The following is a 20,805-nucleotide window of genomic DNA, read 5'->3' on the forward strand; positions in this document are numbered from 1 at the left end:
CCCCTATTCCTTCGGCGCCAGCAGCCGCAGCGCCGCTCGGATCAACGCGGGCGTGGCGGCGCCCGGTTCCCGCGCCTGCGCCTCGGCCACGGCCTGCGCGGCTTCGCTGGCAGCATAACCCAGATTGCCCAAGGCGGACAGGGCATCGGCGGTGGCGCGGGCGGCAAGCATCGCGTCCGTCGGGGCGGCGGGCCGGGGCGCGGGGGCGCCCGCGGGTTCGATCACGGCATCGGCGTCAACCACCGGCACGCCCATATCCACGCTGAGCGTCGCGCCAAGCGCCATCACCGAGGGCGCCTTGTCCTTCAGCTCCAGCACCACGCGCTGCGCGAGCTTCGGCCCCACGCCCTGCGCCCTGCGGACCGAGGCCCAGTCGCCAAGCGCGATCGCCCGCGCCAGCCCCTCGGCCCCCAGCGTGCCCAGGATCGCCAGCGACACCTTGGCCCCCACCCCCTGAACGCTGGTCAGCAGCCGGTGCCATTCCTTGTCCAGCATGGTCGGAAAGCCGAACAGTTGCAGCAGATCCTCGCGCACCATCAGGTCGGTATACAGCGCGACCGCCTGCCCCACCGGCGGCAGCCCGGCAGCGGTGCGTTCGCTGACATGGACGATATAGCCCACCCCGCGCACGTCGATCAGGACGTGATCGCGGGCGCGGTGCAGGATGATCCCGGCAATGCGGCCGATCATGCGGAACGCTCCACGATGCGCAGGCTGCGGCCTTGCAGGTGGCGGGCGTGGCAGATGGCGATGGCAAGCGCGTCGGCGGCGTCGGCGCTGTCGAAAACCACGCCCGGAAGCTGGACCTTGACCATGTGCTGCACCTGTTCCTTGCCCGCATGGCCGACGCCGACCACGGTTTTCTTGACGGCGTTCGGGGCGTATTCGCCGATAGCCAGCCCCGCCTCGGCCGGGGCCAAGAGGGCGATGCCGCGCGCTTGGCCCAGCTTCAGCGTGCCGACCGCGTCCTTGTTCACGAAGGTCTGTTCGACCGCCGCCGCGTCGGGCGCATGGGCGGCGATCACCGCGCAAAGGCCGCGATACAGCCGCGACAGCCGCGCGCCCAGGTCGCCCCCGTCCGTCTGGATCACGCCGTTGGCGACATGGCGCAGGCGCGATCCGTCCACCGCGATCACGCCCCAGCCCATATTCCTCAATCCGGGATCAATGCCCAGGACGCGCATAGCCTGCCCTTCCGGTTTTCCCAAGGATTAGCACGAAACGCGAACATCTGCCTAGGGGCAAAGCCTACTCCTCGACCACGTCCAGGACGCCCGGCACGGCGCGCAGGGCCTGGCGGGCGGGGGTGGTCAGGGGGGCGTCGTTGGCGATCTCGATCTCGATCACCTCCTCGCCCTCGCGGATGCGCAGCAGGACCGGGCCGCGCGAGCGGGCGGGAACGGTAATCTCGGTTCGGATGCGGTCCAGGGTTTCGGCGATGCGCGGGATGGTGTCGGCGCCCTGCATGTCCACGGCCAGGCAGCCCGCGCCGGCATCGGCCACGACATTGTCCAGCAGATCGACCGAGTTCGCCAGCATCTTCACCTGGTCGCCCGAGGGTTCGACCTTGACCTGCAACACCACGTTCTGCCCCGGTTCCAGCCGGTCGCGGGATGCGGTCAGCAGGTCGGAAAACACCGTCACCTCGTAAAGCCCGGTCGGGTCGGACAGGCTGACAAAGGCATAGGGCGTGCCCTTGGCGGATTTGCGTTCCATCCGCGCCGCGACCGTGCCCGCGATGCTGGCGACCAGGGGACCGTTTGCGGCGTCGGCGCTGATCTCGGCCAGGGTCTGGACCTTCTTGCGCTTCAGCGCGGGCAGGTAATCGTCCAGCGGATGGCCGGACAGATAGAAGCCGACGGCCTTGTGTTCCTCGGCCAGCTTTTCGGTGGGCAGCCAGACGCCTGAAATGGGCGCGCGCGGCGGCGGCAGATCCTCGCCCCCGCCGAACAGCGAGGTCTGGCTGGAGGCCGCCTGCTCCTGCACCGCCGCCGACCAGGCACACAGCGCGTCCAGCCCCTTGACCACGCGGGCGCGGTTGTCGTCCAGCAGGTCGAAGGCCCCGGCGCGGGCCAGCATTTCCAGCGGGCGCTTGCCCACGCGCTTCATGTCCACGCGGCGGGCGAAGTCGTGGATGTCGCGGAAGGGGGTGTCGCCCCGCGCGTCCTGGATCAGCTTCATCGCGTCCACGCCGACGCCCTTCAGCGCGCCCAGGGCGTAATGGATGCGGCCCTCGCGGACGCTGAAGGTCGGGGCTGACCGATTCACGCAGGGCGGCACGATGGCGATGCCCATGCGGTCGCATTCGCGTTTGTAGATCGCCAGCTTGTCGGTCAGGTGGATGTCGCAGTTCATCACCGCGGCCATGAATTCGACCGGATGGTTCGCCTTCAGCCAGGCCGTCTGATAGCTGACCACGGCATAGGCCGCCGCGTGGGACTTGTTGAATCCGTAATTGGCGAATTTTTCCAGCAGGTCGAAGACCTCGCCCGCCTTCTTGGCGTCCACCCCGTTCGCCACCGCGCCATCGACGAATTTCGGGCGCTCCTTGGCCATCTCGGCGGCGATCTTCTTGCCCATGGCACGGCGCAGCAGGTCGGCGCCGCCTAGGCTGTAGCCCGCCATGACCTGGGCGATCTGCATCACCTGTTCCTGATAGACGATGATGCCCTGCGTCTCGGCAAGGATCGGGTCGATGCTGGGGTGCAGCGATTCCAGCGCGCGAGCGCCGTTCTTGACCTCGCAATAGGTCGGGATGTTCTCCATCGGGCCGGGGCGATACAGGGCGACAAGCGCCACGATATCCTCGATGCAGGTCGGCCGCATCCGGCGCAGCGCATCCATCATGCCGCTGCTTTCGACCTGGAACACCGCGACCGTCTTGGCGCTGGCGAACAGGTCATAGGTCGCCTTGTCGTCCAGCGGGATCAGGTTGATCTGGTTTTCCGTGCCCGGCGCCGGGTCATAGAGCGTCCGCCCATCCGCTGCGACATGCAGCGGCCGCCCGCCGCCATTGATCAGGTCCACGGCGTTCTGGATCACCGTCAGGGTCTTGAGGCCCAGGAAGTCGAACTTCACCAGCCCGGCCTGTTCCACCCATTTCATGTTGAACTGCGTCGCGGGCATGTCGGATGCCGGATCGCGATACAGCGGCACCAGCCGGTCCAGCGGCCGGTCGCCGATCACCACGCCCGCCGCATGGGTCGAGGCGTTGCGATACAGCCCCTCCAACTGCTCGGCATAGTCCAGCAGCCGGGCGACGACCTCTTCCTTGGCGGCCTCGCGCAGGCGGGGCTCGTCGGCGCGGGCCTTGGCGATGCTGACGGGCTTCACGCCCTCGACCGGGATCATCTTGGACAGCCGGTCCACCTGGCCGAAGGGCATCTGCAACACCCGGCCCACGTCACGGACGGCGGCCTTGGAGAGCAGCGCGCCGAAGGTGATGATCTGGCCGACCTTGTCCTTGCCGTATTTCTCTTGAACATAGCGGATCACCTCTTCGCGGCGGTCCATGCAGAAGTCGATGTCGAAATCCGGCATCGAGACGCGCTCCGGGTTCAGGAAGCGTTCGAACAGCAGGTTATAACGCAGCGGATCCAGATCGGTGATGGTCAGGGCATAGGCGACCAGCGACCCGGCCCCCGAACCCCGGCCCGGACCCACCGGAATGTCGTGATCCTTGGCCCATTTGATGAAATCGGCCACGATCAGGAAATAGCCGGGAAAGCCCATCTGCTCGATGATGCCCAGCTCGAAGTCCAGCCGGGCGTGGTATTCCGGGACCGGGACGGCGTGGGGGATGACCTTGAGGCGCGCGTCCAGCCCGGCGCGGGCCTGGCGACGCAACTCGTCCACCTCGTCATCGGCAAAGCGCGGCAGGATCGGCGCGTGCTTCCTGACCGCGAAGGCGCAGCGGCGGGCGATTTCCACCGTGTTGTCCAAAGCCTCGGGCAGGTCGGCGAACAGCACGGCCATTTCCTCGGCCGACTTGAAGTAATGCTGCGGCGTCAGGCGGCGGCGGGGCTGGGACTGGTCGACATAGGCTTTCTCGGCGATGCAGATCAGCGCGTCATGGGCCTCGAACATCTCGGCCTTGGGGAAATAGACATCGTTCGTGGCGACCAGCGGCAGGGATTTCGCATAGGCCAGGTCGATCAGCCCGGATTCGGACGCGGTCTCGGCGGGCATCAGCGCGCCGTTCTCGCCCGGATGGCGTTGCAATTCGACATACAGGCGCGTCGGAAAGGCGGCGGCCAGCCGGTCGGCCAGGGCATCGGCCTTGTCGCGCGCGCCTTGGGCGATCAGCAGGCCCAGCGGCCCCGTCGCCCCGCCGGTCAGGCAGATCAGCCCCTCGGCATGGGCGCACAACTCGTCCACGGTGACATGCGGCAGCGCGCCGCCCTCGCGCAGATAGAGGCAGGATGACAGCGCCATCAGGTTCAGCCAGCCCGCCTCGTTCTGGGCCAGCAGGACCACCGGCCCGGTCGCGCCGTCCAGCAGGGTCATCTGGCAACCGACGATCGGCTGGACGCCCTTGTCCATCGCCTTGACGCTGAATTCCAGGGCCGCGAACATCGCGTTGGTATCGGTCAGCGCGACCGCGGGCATCCCGGCATCCGCCGCAAGCGTGGGCAGCTTGCCCACGGGGATGGCGCCTTCCAGCAGAGAATGCTCGGAATGGGTGCGAAGATGGATGAATCGGGGATTTTTCGCGGGCATGGTCGGACATCTATCGCAACCTGCCGAAACAGCGCAATTGCCCTGGGCGTCACTTGCGCGATAAGCATGGAAAAGACTTTGACCAGGGGGACAAAATTTGACCGAGGGCGCAGTGTTCCGGGCTGAGGGGATCGGCAAATCCTATCCCGGCGTGCGCGCCAATGACGATGTGTCCTTTGCCGTGGCGCCCGGAGAGATCCACGCCCTGCTGGGGGAAAACGGCGCGGGCAAATCGACCCTGGTCAAGATGATCTATGGCCTCGTGCGCCCCGATGACGGGCGGATGCTGCTGAACGGCCGGCCGCATCAGCCAACCGACCCCCGCGCGGCGCGGGCCGCCGGCGTGGCGATGGTGTTTCAGCATTTCAGCCTGTTCGACGCGCTGACGGTCGCGGAAAACATCGCCCTGGGGATGGAGAACCCGCCGCCCCGGCGCGCGCTGTCGGCCCGGATCGCCCAGGTCAGCCAGGATTTCGGCCTGCCGCTGAACCCCGCCCGCCGCGTCGTCACCCTGTCGGCGGGCGAACGCCAGCGGGTCGAGATCATCCGCTGCCTGTTGCAGAACCCGCGCCTGCTGATCATGGATGAACCGACCAGCGTGCTGACCCCTCAGGAAGCGGACCTGCTGTTCGCGACCCTGCGCAAGCTGGCGGCGCAGGGGACCGCGATCCTCTATATCAGCCACAAGCTGGAGGAGATCCGCAGCCATTGCGACCGCGCCACGATCCTGCGCCATGGCCGGGTGGTGGACAGTTGCGACCCGCGCGCCCATTCCGCCCGCGCCCTCGCCGCGATGATGGTGGGCGGCGACATGCGCCCCATCGACCGCAGCGGGCGGCAGGCGGGCGAGGTGCTGTTGCAGATCCGCGCCCTGTCCCAGCCCGCCCCCACGGCCGAGGGAACGTCGCTGAAATCCGTGGCCCTGACCCTGCGCGCGGGCGAGATCCTGGGCGTCGGCGGCGTCGCGGGCAACGGCCAGGACGAATTGCTGGCCGCGCTGTCGGGCGAGATCCGCAGCGCGCCGGGCACGATCCTGCTGGAAGGCGCGGATCTGTCGCGTCTTGGACCCGAGGCGCGGCGCGCCGCCGGTCTGCTGGCCGCGCCCGAGGATCGGCTGGGCCATGCCGCCGTCCCCGATTTCAGCCTGACCGACAACACCCTTCTGACGGCGGGCGCGCGCAAGGGGCTGGTCCGCCGGGGCCTGATCGACCGCCCCGCCGCCCGCGCCTATGCCGAGGCGGTGATCCGCGCCTTCGACGTGCGCACCCCCGGCCCCGAGACCGCCGCCAAGGCGCTGTCCGGCGGCAACCTGCAAAAATTCGTCATCGGGCGCGAGGTGATGCAGGCCCCCCGCGTGCTGGTCGTGAACCAGCCGACCTGGGGCGTCGATGCGGGCGCCGCCGCCGCCCTGCGCCAGTCGCTGCTGGATCTGGCGCGGTCAGGGGCGGGCGTCATCGTCATTTCCCAGGATCTGGACGAGCTTCTGGAACTGTCCGACCGGTTCTGCGCGCTGAACGAAGGCCGCCTCTCCGACCCTCGCCCGACCGAGGGGCTGAGCCTGGACCAGATCGGCCTGATGCTGGGCGGCGCACATGGGATGGAGGTCGCCCACCTATGATCCGACTGATCCCTCGCACCGACACGCCCGCCCTGTTGCAGGTCGCCACGCCCATTCTTGCGGTGCTGGCGACGATGCTGGCGGGCGGCATCCTGTTCGCGATCATGGGCTATGACCCCGTGGCGGCGATCCGCACGATCTTCTGGGATCCGCTGTTCGGCCCCGCCGCCAGCTATTCCCGCCCGCAACTGCTGGTGAAGGCCGCGCCGCTGATCCTGATCGCCTCGGGCCTTGCCGTGGGATTCCGCGCGGGCATCTGGAACATCGGGGCCGAGGGGCAATACATCATCGGCGCCCTTACCGGCGCGGCGGTCGCCCTGGCCGCCTATCCCGCCCCCGAAATGTGGATCTTTCCCGCCATGGTGATCGCGGGCGCGGTTGGCGGCTGGGCCTGGGGCATGATCCCGGCGCTGCTGCGCAACTGGTTCGGCGCTTCGGAAATCCTGGTGTCGCTGATGCTGGTCTATGTCGCGCAGCGCATCGCCGCCTGGATGGCCTTCGGGCCGATGAAGAACCCCGAGGGCTTCGGGATGCCCGGTTCGCGCAACCTGCAACAATATCCCGCCGCCTCGAACCCCGAACTGATCGCCGGGACCGGCGCGCATTGGGGCGTGGTCGCCGCCGTCCTGGCGGTGCTGGCCACCTGGTTCCTGATGAGCCGCCATATCCGCGGCTTTCACATCCGCGCCGCCGGAACCGCGCCGCGCGCCGCCCGTTTCGCCGGGGTCAGGCCGGAAACGCTGGTCGCCTTCTGCCTGGGCCTGTCCGGCGCGCTGGCGGGCATGGCGGGCCTGTTCGAGGTCGCGGGCCCCGCGGGCCAGATCACCGACAAGATCGGCGTGGGCTACGGCTTCACCGCGATCATCGTGGCTTTCCTGGGACGGCTGCATCCCTTGGGCATCCTGCTGGCGGGGCTGCTGCTGGCGCTGACCTATATCGGCGGCGAACTGGCGCAGCTGACGCTGAACCTGCCCGGCGCGACCGTACAGGTGTTCCAGGGGATGCTGCTGTTCTTCCTGCTGGGCTTCGACCTGCTGACCCGCTATCGCATCGCCAGAAGGATCGCGGCATGATCGACCCCGTCGCGCTGTTCCTGATGCTGCTGACCGCCTCGACCCCGATCCTGTTCGCCGCCCTGGGAGAGCTTGTCGCGGAACGCGCGGGCGTTTTGAACCTGGGGGTCGAGGGGATGATGATCACCGGCGCCCTGGCCGGTTTCGCCGCCGCCCATCACAGCGGCAACCCGGCCTTGGGCTTTGCCGCCGCCGCGCTGGCGGGCGCGCTGATCGCCCTGCCCTTCGCGATGCTGACGCAGTTCCTGTTGTCGAACCAGGTCGCATCGGGGCTGGCGCTGACGCTGTTCGGCCTGGGACTTGCCGCGCTGTTCGGCAAGCCGTTGGAAGGGGTCAAGGCCCCCGCCATGGCACCCGGCCCGCTGGATCTCAACTGGATCGTCTGGCTGGGCCTGCTGATGGTGCCGCTGATCTGGTGGTTCCTCAACCGCTCGCGCGCGGGCCTGATCCTGCGCGCCGTGGGCGAGAATCACGACGCCGCCCACGCCTTGGGCTATGACGTGCGCCGCGTGCGCATCGCCGCCATCGCCTTCGGCGGCGCCATGGCGGGGATCGGCGGGGCCTTCATTTCGGTCGCGACGGTGCTGCAATGGACCGAAGGCATGACGGCGGGCGCGGGCTGGATCGCGCTGGCCATCGTGGTCTTTTCCAACTGGACCGCGCCGGGGGTGCTGGCGGGGGCCTGGCTGTTCGGCGGCGTGACGGTGCTGCAACTGCGCCTTCAGGCGGCGGGCGTGCGGGTGCCCGTGCAGCTTCTGTCGATGGCGCCCTATCTGGCGACCATCCTGGTGCTGGTGGCGATCTCGGCCCGGCAGAAATTCAGCCGCCGCGCGGGCAGCACCGCGCCGGGATCGCTGGGACAGGATTTTCATGCCCTGCGCTAGGCGCGCGGGGACCACACAGAGAGGCAAGCATGAACCGCAGAAACCTTATTGCCAGCGTCGCCGCCATGACGACGATCAGCCTCGCCCTGCCAAGCTGGGCGCAAGAGGAACCGCTGAAGGTCGGCTTCATCTATGTCGGCCCGGTCAGCGACGGCGGCTGGACCTATCAGCACGACCAGGGCCGCCTGGCCGTGGAACAGGAATTCGGCGACCGGGTGGAGACCACCTATCTGGAAAACGTCCCCGAGGGCGTCGATGCCGAACGCGCGCTGACGCAACTGGCCCTGGCGGGCAACGACGTGATCTATGCGACCAGCTTCGGCTACATGGACGCGGTCATCAACGTCGCGGCCAAGTTTCCCGACGTGAAGTTCGAACACAATACCGGCTACAAGCGCGCCGACAACGTGGGCACCTATGACGGCCGCTTCTACGAAGGCCGCGCCGTCACCGGCACCATCGCGGGCCGGATGACCAAGTCGAACAAGATCGGCTATATCGCCACCTTCCCGATCCCCGAGGTGATCCAGGGCATCAACTCGGCCTATATCCACGCCAGGAAGGTGAACCCCGAGGTCGAGATGCGGGTCGTCTGGGCCTATAGCTGGTTCGATCCCGCGAAAGAGGCTGATGCGGCGAACGCGCTGATGGCCGAGGGCGTGGACGTGATCCTGCAACACACCAACTCGACCGCGCCGCTGGCGCAGTTGCAGAAGGCGGGCAAGATCGGCTTCGGCCAGGCCAGCGACATGGCCTCGTTCGCGCCGACGCCGCGGGTCTCCTCGGTCTACAATAACTGGGGCGCGCATTACGTGAAAAGCGTGGGCCGGATCCTGGATGGCACCTGGAAGCCCGAGGCGATCTGGGGCGGCATCGGCGACGGCATCGTCGCCATCGGCGAGATCACCGAGGCGGTCCCCGCCGAGGTCAAGGCCGAGGCCGAGGCGCTGCGCGACAAGATCGCGGCGGGCGAATACCACCCCTTCACCGGCCCGCTGAACAAGGCCGACGGCAGCGTCTGGCTGGCCGAGGGGCAGACGGCGACGGATGAGGAACTGTCCGGCATGAACTTCTATGTCGAAGGCATCACGGCCGAGCTTCCCCAGTAAGAAGGGGGGCGCTGCCCCCCGTCCCCAAGGGGACTCCCCCCCGGGATATTTCAACCAAGGCAAAAGCAATCGCGCCCCGCTTCCGAAAGGAAACGGGGCGCTTTGCCTTGGACGGTCATCGGCGTCCCCGCCTGTACCGTAACCCTGTCATAGCGGCTCAAGGTTAAGAAATGGTTTCGCCTCTTTGCCTTGGCGAAAATATCCTGCGGGGGGAGTCGCGCGCAGCGCGGCGGGGGGCGCAAAGCCCCCCTTCTTCCGTCACCCCATCCGCTCGCTGGCATAGCTTCCGGGCGAAGGGGGAAAGACCACGGTCTTCTCGCCGTTCAGAAAGACCCGGCCATGAATATGGGCGTGGACGGCGCGGGCCAGCACCTGCGCCTCGACATCGCGGCCCAGGGACACATAGTCGCCCGGAGACTGCGCGTGCGTCACGCGCACCGTGTCCTGTTCGATGATCGGGCCTTCGTCCAGGTCGGCGGTGACGTAATGGCTGGTCGCGCCGATCAGCTTCACGCCGCGCTCATAGGCCTGCTTGTAGGGGTTGGCGCCCTTGAAGCTGGGCAGGAACGAATGGTGGATGTTGATGATCCGCCCGGACATGGCCTGGCACATCTGGTCCGACAGCACCTGCATATAGCGCGCCAGCACGATCAGTTCCGCGCCGGTGTCGCGCAGGATGCGCATCTGCTCGGCCTCGGCCTGGGCCTTGTTTTCCCTGGTGACCTTGATGCAGTAATAGGGCAGGTCATGGTTCACCACGACCTTCTGATAGTCCATGTGGTTCGAGATCACCGCCACGATGTCGATCGGCAAGGCGCCGATCCGCCAGCGATACAGCAGGTCGTTCAGGCAATGCCCGAACCGGCTGACCATGATGACGACCTTCTTCTTCACCGCATCGTCGCTGAACTCGGCCTCCATCCCGAAACGCCCGGCGATGGGGGCGATGCCGTGCTGCAACTGGCCCAGCGTCGCCTCGCCTTCCGAGCGGAAGCTGACGCGCATGAAGAAGCGGCCGGTTTCCACGTCGTCGAACTGCGCGCTGTCGGTGATGTTGCAGTCATGCCCGGCCAGATAGCCGGAAAGCGCGGCCACGATCCCGCGGGTCGAGGCACAGGTGACGCGCAGCGTATAGCTTTTCATGAGGGGGGTCCGCTTCCTTGGCTGTCCGGGTCTGACAGCATTTCGGACGAATGCGGCGCGATGACAATCGCATTTCCGACACCGCCGGGGGTAGCCGCGACATCCCCCGGCGGCAAGGCGGGATCAGGCGGCGGGCATCCGCGATTCGACCATGCCGGCATACCAGCTGGACCCGGCCGGGATCGCGTCGTCGTTGAAGTTATAGGCCGGGTGGTGGACCATCGCCGTGTCGCCGTTGCCGACGAAGATATAGGCGCCGGGACGTTCGTTCAGCATATAGCTGAAATCCTCGCCGCCCATCATCGGCTGCATGGACAGGTTCACGTCGCCCGCGATCTCGCGCGCGACCTCGGCGGCCCATTCGGTCGCCTGGTCGTCGTTCATGGTGACGGGATAGCCGCGCTGGTAATCGACCTCGGCCACGGCGCCCATGGCGGCGGCGATATTGGTGGCGATGCGGCGGATGCCTTCTTCCAGCTGTTCGCGGACGGCGGGATCCAGGCTGCGGGCGGTGCCCTTCAGCGTGACCACCTGCGGGATCACGTTATGCGCGGTCGAATCGGTGGACACCACGCAGACCGAAACCACCGCGTTCTTCAGCGGGTCGACGTTGCGCGACACGACCGATTGCACCGCCACGATGATCTGCGCGGCGGTCAGGGTGGTGTCGATGCATTCGTGGGGCTTGGCGGCATGGCCGCCCTTGCCGGTGACGGTGATGTCGAACTGGTCCGTGGCCGCCATCATCGCCCCGGGCTTGATGGCGAAGGTGCCCACGGGGATGCCCGGCATGTTGTGCATCCCGTAGAATTCCTGGATGTTCCAGCGGCTGACAAGCCCGTCCCGGACCATCGCCTCGCCCCCTGCCCCGCCTTCCTCGGCGGGCTGGAAGATCACCACGGCGGTGCCGTCGAAATTCCGCGTCTCGGCCAGGTATTTCGCCGCGCCCAGCAGCATCGCGGTATGGCCGTCATGGCCGCAGGCGTGCATCTTGCCCGGCGTCCTGGACGCATAGTCCAGCCCGGTCTGTTCGATGATCGGCAGGGCGTCCATGTCGGCGCGCAACCCGATCACCCGGCCCTGGCTGTCGGTCTTGCCCTTGATGACGCCGACCACGCCGGTCCTGCCGATGCCTTCCACCACCTCGTCGCAGCCGAAGTCGCGCAGCAGTTGGGCCACCCGGCCCGCCGTGCGGTGGACATCATACAGCAGTTCGGGATGTTCGTGGAAATCGCGGCGCCAGGCGGTGATCTCGGGCAGCAGTTCGGCAAATCGGTTCTTGACGGGCATGTTGGTCTCCTACAGCGGCGACAGGGTGAACCCTTTGTGCAGAGTCTGCAAGCATCTGCTGCGGTCAAAGATCGGGTCCAAGCACGACGGGCGATCCGTCGGCAAAGCGGGAATAGCGAAAGCGCGTCAGGTCGTGGCCCGGATCGCGGTTCTGGATCAGCCGCGACATGACATGGCCTACGCCGGGACCGATGCCGAAGCCATGTCCGGACAGGCCGGTGGCGATGAAGAAGCCGGGGATCGGGGTTTCGTCCAGCACCGGCACCTGGTCGGGCGTGGTGTCGATCATCCCCGCCCAGGCGGCGCGCAGGGCGGGCCGCCCGATCTGCGGGAAGGCTGCCGCGAAATCCGCTTGCAGCTTGCGTAACCGGCGCGGGTTCGGGGGCGGGTTCAGGACGCGCATCGCCTCGAACGGGGTGGGCCGGTCGGGCCGCCAGCGGCGCGGGGTGCGCCAGGCGTCGGGATAGCCCGCCGGGGCCGCCGCTTGCAGGCGGGTCTGCGACAGGTCGCGGCGGATCATCGGCAAGAAGGCGCGCAGGTGGCGGAAGGCGGCGGGTCCGATCCAGAAATCATGCCCGGTGCCGGGCGCCAGCGTATAGCCGCCGTCGGCGCGGCGGCGGAAGGCGAGGTCGGGATCGGTCGCGGCACCCGGCCAGATCTCGGGCAAGGCCTTGGTCGCGGCCACGGTGGCGCGGACGGACAGCTGCGGCAGGTGCAGCCCGGCATTGGCAGCGAACAGCCCCGACCAGGCGCCGCCCGCCAGCAGCACGCGCCCGGCGCGGATCGGCCCATCCTCGGTCACGACGCCTGCGACCCGGCCGGCCTTCACGTCCAGGGCGCGGACCGCGCAATGTTCGCGGATCGAGACGCCCTGGGACGCCGCGAGCCGCGCGATGGCGGGAACCGCCGTGGCGGGTTCCGCGCGCATGTCGGATGGCGTCTGCAAGGCACCGGCCCAGCCCGCCCTATGGGGCAGCGCCGTCGCCAACTCGGCCCGGTCGAGGATGCGGCTGTCCAGCCCATGCCTGCGGGCGACCCCCAGCCAGGCCTCGTATCGCGCCAGCGTCGCCTGATCCCGCGCCAGATAGCTGACGCCGCAGGTGGTCAGGCCCAGAACGTCGCCCAGTTCCCGCGCCAAGCCCTGCCACAGGCGGCGGGCGGTCAGCATCACGGGGATCTCGGCCTCGTCCCGGCCCTGCGCCCGGACCCAGCCCCAGTTGCGGCTGGACTGTTCGGCGGCGACCAGGCCCTTGTCGCACAGCACCACCGACAGCCCGTCGCGCGCCAGATACAGCGCCGTCGTCACCCCGGCGATGCCGCCGCCGATCACCACCACGTCGGCGGCATCCGGCAGGGGCGCGCGAAACTGCGGGGCGGCATCGGCCGCGATGGGCGGGCCTTGCATCAGTGATGCGTCGCCGGTTCGATCAGAACCTTGTGGCCGGGCGCGACCTCGCGATACAGCGACGGCACCGCCTGATAGGCGACCGGATGGATCGGCGAGGGGATCGGCTTGAAGTTCAGATCCTCGCTGATCTTCTTCTGGCGCGGGTCGGCGACCGGCACGGCGGCCATCAACTGCCGGGTATAGGCGTGCTGCGGATTCTCGAAGACCTGCGCGCGCGTGCCCATTTCCACGATGCGGCCCAGATACATCACGCCGACATGGTGGCTGACCCGTTCGACCACCGCCATGTCATGGCTGATGAACAGCATCGAGATGCCCAGATCCTGCTGCAGTTCCATCAGCAGGTTCAGAACCTGCGCCTGCACCGACACGTCAAGCGCCGACACGGCCTCGTCCGCGATGATCAGCTTGGGGTTCAGCGCCAGCGCGCGGGCGATGGCGATGCGCTGGCGCTGCCCGCCCGACATCTCGTGCGGATAGCGGCGCATGAAGCTGCGCGGCAGTTCCACCCGGTCGAACAGCGCGGCGATGCGGTCGCGGCGTTCGGACCGGCTGCCGATGCCGAAATTCTCCATCGGCTCGGCCACCTGGTCATAGAGCTTCATATGTGGGTCGAGGCTGGCGAAGGGATCCTGGAAGATCATCTGCATGTCGCGGCGCGCGCGGCGCAGGTTGCCCGGCGACAGCGCCAGGATGTCGGTCCCGCCCAGATCGACCCTTCCCGATTCGGGTTCCACCAGCCGCAGGATCGACCGACCGCAGGTGGATTTGCCGCAGCCGGATTCGCCCACCAGCGACAGGGTTTCGCCCGCATTGATGGTGAAACTGACATCCTCGACCGCATGGACGCGGGCGACGGTGCGGCGCAGCAGCCCGCCCTTGACCACAAAGCGCGTCGTCAGGTTCTGGACCGTCAGCAGCGGCTTCGGATCGGCAACGACGATCGGCTCGGGCGTGCTGACCGTACCGTCGCGCATCAGGCGCATCCGTTCGGGCGCGGGCTTGCCGGTCATCTCGCCCAGCCGGGGGACGGCGGCCAGCAGCATCTTGGTATAGTCCTGCTGCGGGGCCTCGAAGATCTGCTCGACCGTGCCTTCCTCGACCTTGTCGCCACGATACATGACGACCACGCGGTCGGCCATCTGGGCGACCACCGCCATGTCATGGGTGATGAACAGCACGGCGATCTGCTTTTCGCGCTTCAGCCGGTCGATCAGGGCCAGGATCTCGGCCTGGATGGTCACATCCAGCGCGGTCGTCGGTTCGTCGCAGATCAGCAGGCGCGGTTCGCAGGCCATGGCGATGGCGATCACCACCCGCTGGCGCATCCCGCCCGAGAGTTCGTGCGGAAACTGGTCCAGCCGCCGTTCGGGCTCGGGGATGCGGACCTGGCGCAGGATCTCCAACGCGCGGGCGCGGGCCTGGTCCTTGGTCATGCCGCGATGGACGATCAGCCCCTCGGTCAACTGGTCGCCCACGGTGAAGACCGGGTTCAGCGCCGTCATCGGTTCCTGGAAGATCATCCCGATCTGGTTGCCGCGGATGTCGCGCATCGCGGGCGCCGACTGCTGCGCCAGGTCGATGACCCGCCCGTCGCCGGGATCGAACATCAGCCGCCCGCCCGCGATGGTGCCGCCGCCGAATTCGACCAGCCGCATCAGCGACAGCGAGCTGACCGACTTGCCCGACCCGGATTCGCCCACCACGCAGACGCATTCGCCCGGTTTGATGGCAAAGCTGATGTCCTTGACGCCGACCACGACGCCGTCGCCGGTCTCGAACTCGACCCGAAGTTTTTCAATTGAAACAAGCGGCCTGTCATCCAGCATCAATCGGTTCCCGGTTCTGCCCCTGCCGAAGGCTAACGAGTGGGCAGGAAAAGTCAAAGTCGAAACAACCTTCCGTCGGGCGCGCGATAGCACTTGCTTTCCAAATGGGCTTCGATTGAAACTGGCGCCATTCCGCAGGCCTGCGGACCAGAACAACGCCCGGAGAAACCGGAGGAAACAAGACCAGAAAGCCTGCAAAAAAGGCACCTTGCCGTTCTGGACCGCCCCTGAGGGGCCGCAACTTCCGACAGGAGAAACTCATGAAGCTGAAGACTTTGCTGATGGGCGCCGCCGCCACCTTGGCCCTGGCGCCCGCCGCGATGGCCGAACGGGGCAGCGACGGGGCGCTGAACATCATCATGTGGCAGGCGCCGTCCACGATGAACATCTATCTGACCGGCGGCACCAAGGAGGTGATCGCCTCCAGCATGGTGCTTGAGCCGCTGGCCAAGGCCGCGCCCGACGGCAAGCTGGTCCCGAGCCTGGTGACCGAGATCCCCTCGATCGAGAACGGCGGCATCGCCGAGGATCTGAAATCGGTCACCTGGAAGCTGAAGGAAGGCGTCAAGTGGTCGGACGGCACGCCGCTGACCGCCGCCGACGTGGTCTTTTCGGCCGAATACTGCATGCATCCCGAGGGCGGCTGCTCGCAGCTTGCCAAGTTCGAGGGCGTGGAAAGCGTCGAGGCGGTCGATGACCTGACGGTGCGCATCAACTTCACCGAGCCGATGCCGGACCCGTTCTCGGCCTTCACCGGCGCGCAGTCGCCGATCATCCAGAAGGCGCAGTTCGAAGCCTGCCTGGGCGCCAATGCGCCCACCTGCACCGACCAGAACTTCAACCCGATCGGCACCGGCCCGTTCCGCGTCACCCGGTTCCTGACCAACGACGTGATCACGTTCGAGGCGAACCCCGAATACCGCGACCCGGCCAAGCCCGCATTCGCCACGGCCACCATGAAGGGCGGCGGCGATGCGGCGGCGGCGGCCCGCGCGGTGCTGGAAACCGGCGAATACGATTATGCCTGGAACACGCAGCTTGCCCCCGACGTGATCGCCGGGATGGAGCAGATGGGCAAGGGCAAGGTCAGCGCCGCCTTCGGCAGCCTTGTCGAACGCATCCATGTCAACCTGACCGACCCGTCGTCGTCCCTTCCCGAGGGCGAGCGGTCGACCAGGGCGCATCCCCACCCGTTCCTGTCCGACCCCGCGGTCCGCAAGGCGCTGTCGATGGCCATCGACCGGCAGTTGCTGGCGGAAATCGGCTATGGCAGCGCGGGCCAGCCGACCTGCAACTATGTCCCCGCGCCCGAGGCCTGGGCCTCGCCCAACCAGGACTGCCTGACCCAGGACATCGAGGGGGCCAAGGCACTGCTGGACCAGGCGGGCTGGACCGTCGGCGGCAGCGGAATCCGCGAAAAGGACGGCGTGCCGTTGAAGATGGTCTTCCAGACCTCGGTCAACGCGGTGCGCCAGGATTTTCAGGCGCTGATCAAGCAGTGGTGGTCGGAAATCGGCATCGAGACCGAGCTGAAGACCGTCGATGCCTCGGTGTTCTTCGGAACCGACGCCGGGTCGCCCGACACGCTGCAAAAGTTCTATGCCGACGTGCAGATGTATGCCGACAACTTCGAGGGCGGCAACCCGGCGCCCTATCTGGCGAAATGGACCTGCGACAAGGCGCCCGGCCCCGACAACCAGTGGCAGGGCGAAAACATCAGCCGCTTCTGCGACCCGGCCTATGACGCGATGATGGTGGAATTGTCGAAGACCGTGGATCCGACCGAACGCGGCCAGATCGGCCGGAAGCTGAACGACATGCTGACCAAGGACAGCAACGCGATCATCCCGCTGATCTATCGCGGCACCGCCTCGGCCCATTCGAACACGCTGGGCGGTGTCCAGATGAACGCCTGGGATTCCGAACTGTGGAACGTTGCCGACTGGACCCGCGTGCAGTAACAGCCCCTGCCCCGGCCCTGCGATCCGTCGCAGGGCCGGTTTCCGACAAGACAAAGGTTGAACGTGAAGAAAGCTCTGGTTCCGGCCCTGGCGCTGATGATGGCCACCCCCGCCCTGGCGGAACGCGGCAGCGACGGGGACTTGCGCGTGCTGTATTGGCAGGCGGCGTCGGTCCTGAATCCCTATCTGTCGACCGGCGCCAAGGACGTGGACCCGGCCTCGATGATCTTGGAACCGCTGGCCCTGGTCGCGGATGACGGCTCGCTGATCCCGGTGCTTGCGGCCGAGATCCCGACGGTCGAGAACGGCGGCATCGCCGAGGATTTCGCCTCGGTCACCTGGCGGCTGAAGCCCGGCCTGACCTGGTCGGACGGCACGCCCGTCACGGCGGCGGACGTGGCCTTCACCGCGCAATATTGCATGGCGCCCGGCTTCGGCTGCGCCGTGCTGGCGGAATTCGACGGGATCGAAACGGTCGAGGCCGTCGACGACCGGACGGTGCGCATCCGCTATGCCGCGCCCAAATATCCGCCGCTGCAAGCCTTCGTGGGCGGCCGCACGCCGATCCTGCAACGGGCGCAGTTCCAGCCCTGCCTGGGCGCGGCGGGGGCAAGCTGCACCGACCAGAACTTCGGCCCCATCGGCACCGGCCCGTTCCGCGTCACCAGCTTCGAACCCGGCAACGTCGCCATATACGAGGCCAACCCCCATTACCGCGACCCCGACAAGCCCGCCTTCGCCCGCGTGACGATCAAGGGCGGCGGCGATGCGATGGCGGCGGCGCGCGCCGTCATGGAGACCGGCGAGTTCGACTTTGCCTGGAACCTGCAACTGGCGCCCGATCTCGTCGCGCCGCTGGAGGCCGCGGGCAAGGGCAAGCTGGTCGGATCCTTCGGCACCATGGTCGAACGGATCGAGTTGAACCAGACCGACCCGTCCCCGGCGCTTGGCGATGCGCGCTCGACCCTGGCGCATCCGCATCCGTTCCTGACCGACCCGGCGGTGCGGCGCGCGCTGTCGATGGCCATCGACCGGCCGCTGCTGGCCGAATTGACCTATGGTCCGGCGGGCAAGCCGACCTGCACCATCGTCCCGGCGCCCGCGGCCTTCACCTCGGGGCGCGACGAATGCCTTGCGCAGGATATCGAGGGCGCCAGGGCGCTGCTGGATCAGGCGGGCTGGCTGCCCGGCGCGGACGGCATCCGCGAAAAGGACGGCGTGCGGCTGCATCTGGTGTTCCAGACGACGGTCAACGCGGTGCGCCAGGACGTGCAGTCGCTGGTCAAGCAATGGTGGTCGGAAATCGGCGTGGAAACCGACCTCAAGACCATCGACGGCACGGTGTTCTTCGGCGGCGATTCCGGCAACCCGGATTCGCAGGCGCGGTTCCTGGCCGATGCGCAGATGTTCACCGACGCTTATTATCTGCCCAATCCCGCGTCATTTCTGGACGAATTCGTCTGCGACCGGGTGCCCGACGACGAAAACCAGTGGCAGGGCAACAATTCCGTGCGCTTCTGCGATCCGGGTTTCGACGAACGCATGACCACCCTGAACCAGACCGGCGCGCCCGAGAGCCGGCACCGCATCGCAAGGGAGATGACCGACATGCTGACCGCCGACGGCCATGTCGTGCTGCCGCTGATCCATCGCGGCATGATCTCGGCCCATGCCAACACGCTGGCGGGCGTCGTCCCGAACGGGTGGGAGGGCAGCCTGTGGAACATCGCCGATTGGAGCCGCGCCGAATGACACCCACCCGAGGCATCCGATGCTGACATTCGCCATCCGCCGCCTGCTGCTGGCCATTCCGACGCTGCTGTTCATCTCGCTGGTGATCTTCCTGCTGCTGGAAGCCTCGCCCGGCGATCCCCTGGGCGACGTTCCCCTGACCGTGCCGCCCGAGGTCAAGGAACGGATGCGAGAGGCGCTTGGCCTGGGGCAGGCGTGGTATATCCGCTATGTCCTGTGGCTGAAGCAGTTCTTCTGGGTCGAGCCGCTGTATTGGTTCGACCAGATCTTCGGCACCCGGTTCAGCGCCGGGATGCAGCGGGTCATCAGCTTCCAGTCGCGCAGCCCGGTCTTCGACGTGATCGCGCAGCGGATCCCGCAGACGCTGACCGTCGTGGGGTTCAGCTATCTGGTGGGGGTGCTGATCGCCATCCCGATCGGCATCGTCTCGGCCTACAAGCAGTATTCCTGGTTCGACCAGTTGGGCACCTTCGTGTCGATGATCGGCTTTTCGATGCCGGTCTTCTTCAGCGGGGTGGTGCTGATCATCATCTTCGCGGTCAAGCTGCAATGGTTCCCGTCGGTCTATGACACAACCTTGCAGGTCCGGGACTGGGACAGCTTCTGGGCGCAGGTCCGGCAGATGATCATGCCGGTGACGGTGCTGGCCCTGTATAACGCCGCCCAGATCAGCCGTTTCATGCGGGCATCCATGCTGGACAACCTGGGCCAGGACTATGTCCGCACCGCGCGGGCCAAGGGCCTGTCGGAAAAGACCGTGGTGCTGAAGCATGTGCTGCGCAACAGCCTGATCCCGGTCATCACCGTGATCGCGCTTGGCCTGCCCGCGGTCTTCGGCGGCGCGATCATCACCGAACAGGTGTTCAAGGTGAATGGCCTGGGCCAGTTGCTGATCACCGCCATCCACGGCAACGACATTCCCATGGTGCTGACGCTGACCTTCATCTTCGCGATCCTGATCGTGCTGTTCACCCTGATTGCCGACATCCTCTATGGCATTCTCGACCCGAGGATCCGCTATGACTGAGACGGAACGCCAGCACGGCCTGTCGGTGACGGAAACCGTGGACGCCACCGCCGCCTCGGCCGGGGCGGTCGCCGGGCTGCCGCCCGACACGCCGCAGGTCGCGGGGGGCGAGACGCGCAGCCAGTGGCGCGACATCTGGCGCCAGTTTCGCAGCCATCGCGGCGCCATGGTGGCCCTGGCGCTGTTCGTGGCGACGATCCTGTTCGTGACCGCCGGGCCGTATCTCTGGACGCTCGACCCGACCTATGTGGACATCCGCGCCCGCAATTCCGGTTTCAGCGCGGCCCATCCGCTGGGCACGGACCAGCTGGGCCGGGACATGCTGGCGCGGCTGATGGCGGGGGGGCGGGTCTCCATCGCCGTGGGCCTGACCGCCATGATCATCGCCATCACGCTGGGCAGCCTGATCGGCGTCACCTCGGGCTATTTCCGGCGGCTGGACGCGCCGCTGATGCGGCTGACGGAACTGTTCCTGGCCCTGCCCCTGCTGCCGCTGCTGCTGCTGATGGTGACGCTGTTCCGCGAGCCCCTGTCGCAGTCCTTCGGTCCCGCCCTGGGCACCTTCATCCTGATCGTGTCGGCCATCGGCGCGACAAGCTGGATGCAGGCCGCGCGGATCGTGCGCGGCGACGTGCTGGGCCTGAAAGAGCGTGAGTTCATCCTTGCGGCCCGGTCTATCGGCACGCCGCCGCACCGGATGATCCTGCGCCATGTGCTGCCCAACGTGCTGTCGCCGATCATGGTCGCCGCGACGCTGGGCATCGCCACGGCGATCATCACCGAAAGCGCGCTGTCCTTCCTGGGCCTGGGCTTCCCGCCCGATTTCCCGACCTGGGGGCGGCTGCTTTACGACGCGGTGGACCAGATGATCATGTATCCGTGGCGGGTGATCCTGCCGGGGCTGTTCATCTCGCTGACGGTGCTGTGCGTGAACTATATCGGCGACGGGCTGCGCGACGCCATGGATCCCAGGATCCGGGGGCGGTGAATCG

The 20,805-nt window shown here is 67.4% G+C and carries 15 protein-coding genes; 8 read left to right on the plus strand and 7 right to left on the minus strand.

The genetic code is table 11. The annotated features are described in order from the left end of the window. Positions 1-3: 3 nt before the first annotated feature. From ruvA to dnaE, 3 genes are all read right to left on the minus strand, one after another. Positions 4-690: a Holliday junction branch migration protein RuvA gene (ruvA, locus tag PXD02_RS13150; protein ID WP_275104294.1), complete on the minus strand. Its 687-nt coding sequence runs from the start codon at positions 688-690 to the stop codon at positions 4-6. Beyond that, positions 687-1,184 (minus strand): crossover junction endodeoxyribonuclease RuvC, encoded by a 498-nt coding sequence (ruvC, locus tag PXD02_RS13155; RefSeq protein ID WP_275104295.1) that lies wholly within the window; start codon positions 1,182-1,184, stop codon positions 687-689. Before ruvC ends, ruvA begins: the two co-directional genes overlap by 4 nt. Positions 1,185-1,248: 64 nt before the next feature. Further along, complete coding sequence (dnaE, locus tag PXD02_RS13160) at positions 1,249-4,719, minus strand: DNA polymerase III subunit alpha (RefSeq protein WP_275104296.1); 3,471 nt, start codon at positions 4,717-4,719, stop codon at positions 1,249-1,251. 97 nt (positions 4,720-4,816) lie between these two features. On the opposite strand from dnaE, the gene PXD02_RS13165 reads away from it, so the two are divergent. From PXD02_RS13165 to PXD02_RS13180, 4 genes are read left to right on the plus strand one after another with little or no spacing between them, the layout of a single operon-like run. Continuing rightward, complete coding sequence (locus PXD02_RS13165) at positions 4,817-6,337, plus strand: ABC transporter ATP-binding protein (RefSeq protein ID WP_275104297.1); 1,521 nt, start codon at positions 4,817-4,819, stop codon at positions 6,335-6,337. After that, a complete protein-coding gene (locus PXD02_RS13170; RefSeq protein WP_275104298.1) occupies positions 6,334-7,410 on the plus strand; it encodes an ABC transporter permease in 1,077 nt (358 codons plus the stop codon). The genes PXD02_RS13165 and PXD02_RS13170 overlap by 4 nt, the downstream gene beginning before the upstream one ends. Continuing rightward, entirely contained in the window at positions 7,407-8,294 is an 888-nt protein-coding gene (locus tag PXD02_RS13175) for an ABC transporter permease (protein WP_275104299.1), read from the plus strand. The genes PXD02_RS13170 and PXD02_RS13175 overlap by 4 nt, the downstream gene beginning before the upstream one ends. A gap of 29 nt (positions 8,295-8,323) precedes the next feature. Continuing rightward, the gene (locus PXD02_RS13180; RefSeq protein WP_275104300.1) at positions 8,324-9,403 is read left to right on the plus strand and encodes a BMP family ABC transporter substrate-binding protein; all 1,080 of its coding nucleotides are present in this window, start codon (positions 8,324-8,326) and stop codon (positions 9,401-9,403) included. Positions 9,404-9,661: 258 nt separating this feature from the next. On the opposite strand, the gene purU is transcribed toward PXD02_RS13180, so the two are convergent. The 4 genes from purU to PXD02_RS13200 form a co-directional block, all read right to left on the minus strand. Further along, positions 9,662-10,546, minus strand: a complete 885-nt coding sequence (gene purU, locus PXD02_RS13185) for a formyltetrahydrofolate deformylase (protein ID WP_275104301.1) — start codon at positions 10,544-10,546, stop codon at positions 9,662-9,664. A 123-nt stretch (positions 10,547-10,669) separates the two neighbouring features. Beyond that, the gene (locus PXD02_RS13190) at positions 10,670-11,836 is read right to left on the minus strand and encodes a M20 aminoacylase family protein (protein ID WP_275104302.1); all 1,167 of its coding nucleotides are present in this window, start codon (positions 11,834-11,836) and stop codon (positions 10,670-10,672) included. A 64-nt stretch (positions 11,837-11,900) separates the two neighbouring features. Then, complete coding sequence (locus tag PXD02_RS13195) at positions 11,901-13,241, minus strand: NAD(P)/FAD-dependent oxidoreductase (RefSeq protein ID WP_275104303.1); 1,341 nt, start codon at positions 13,239-13,241, stop codon at positions 11,901-11,903. Further along, positions 13,241-15,073, minus strand: coding sequence for an ABC transporter ATP-binding protein (locus PXD02_RS13200; RefSeq protein ID WP_275104304.1), 1,833 nt, complete (start codon positions 15,071-15,073; stop codon positions 13,241-13,243). Before PXD02_RS13200 ends, PXD02_RS13195 begins: the two co-directional genes overlap by 1 nt. 260 nt (positions 15,074-15,333) lie before the next feature. Here PXD02_RS13200 and PXD02_RS13205 point away from each other — a divergent pair, with 260 nt between their 5' ends. From PXD02_RS13205 to PXD02_RS13220, 4 genes are read left to right on the plus strand one after another with little or no spacing between them, the layout of a single operon-like run. Then, the gene (locus PXD02_RS13205) at positions 15,334-17,034 is read left to right on the plus strand and encodes a peptide ABC transporter substrate-binding protein (protein ID WP_275104305.1); all 1,701 of its coding nucleotides are present in this window, start codon (positions 15,334-15,336) and stop codon (positions 17,032-17,034) included. A 57-nt stretch (positions 17,035-17,091) separates the two neighbouring features. Continuing rightward, positions 17,092-18,786: a peptide ABC transporter substrate-binding protein gene (locus tag PXD02_RS13210; protein WP_275104306.1), complete on the plus strand. Its 1,695-nt coding sequence runs from the start codon at positions 17,092-17,094 to the stop codon at positions 18,784-18,786. A gap of 19 nt (positions 18,787-18,805) precedes the next feature. Next, the gene (locus PXD02_RS13215) at positions 18,806-19,813 is read left to right on the plus strand and encodes an ABC transporter permease (RefSeq protein WP_275104307.1); all 1,008 of its coding nucleotides are present in this window, start codon (positions 18,806-18,808) and stop codon (positions 19,811-19,813) included. Further along, positions 19,806-20,801, plus strand: coding sequence for an ABC transporter permease (locus PXD02_RS13220; protein ID WP_275104308.1), 996 nt, complete (start codon positions 19,806-19,808; stop codon positions 20,799-20,801). The genes PXD02_RS13215 and PXD02_RS13220 overlap by 8 nt, the downstream gene beginning before the upstream one ends. The last annotated feature ends 4 nt before the right edge of the window (positions 20,802-20,805 follow it).

The sequence above is a fragment of the Paracoccus sp. S3-43 genome (assembly GCF_029027965.1).
GTDB lineage: Bacteria > Pseudomonadota > Alphaproteobacteria > Rhodobacterales > Rhodobacteraceae > Paracoccus.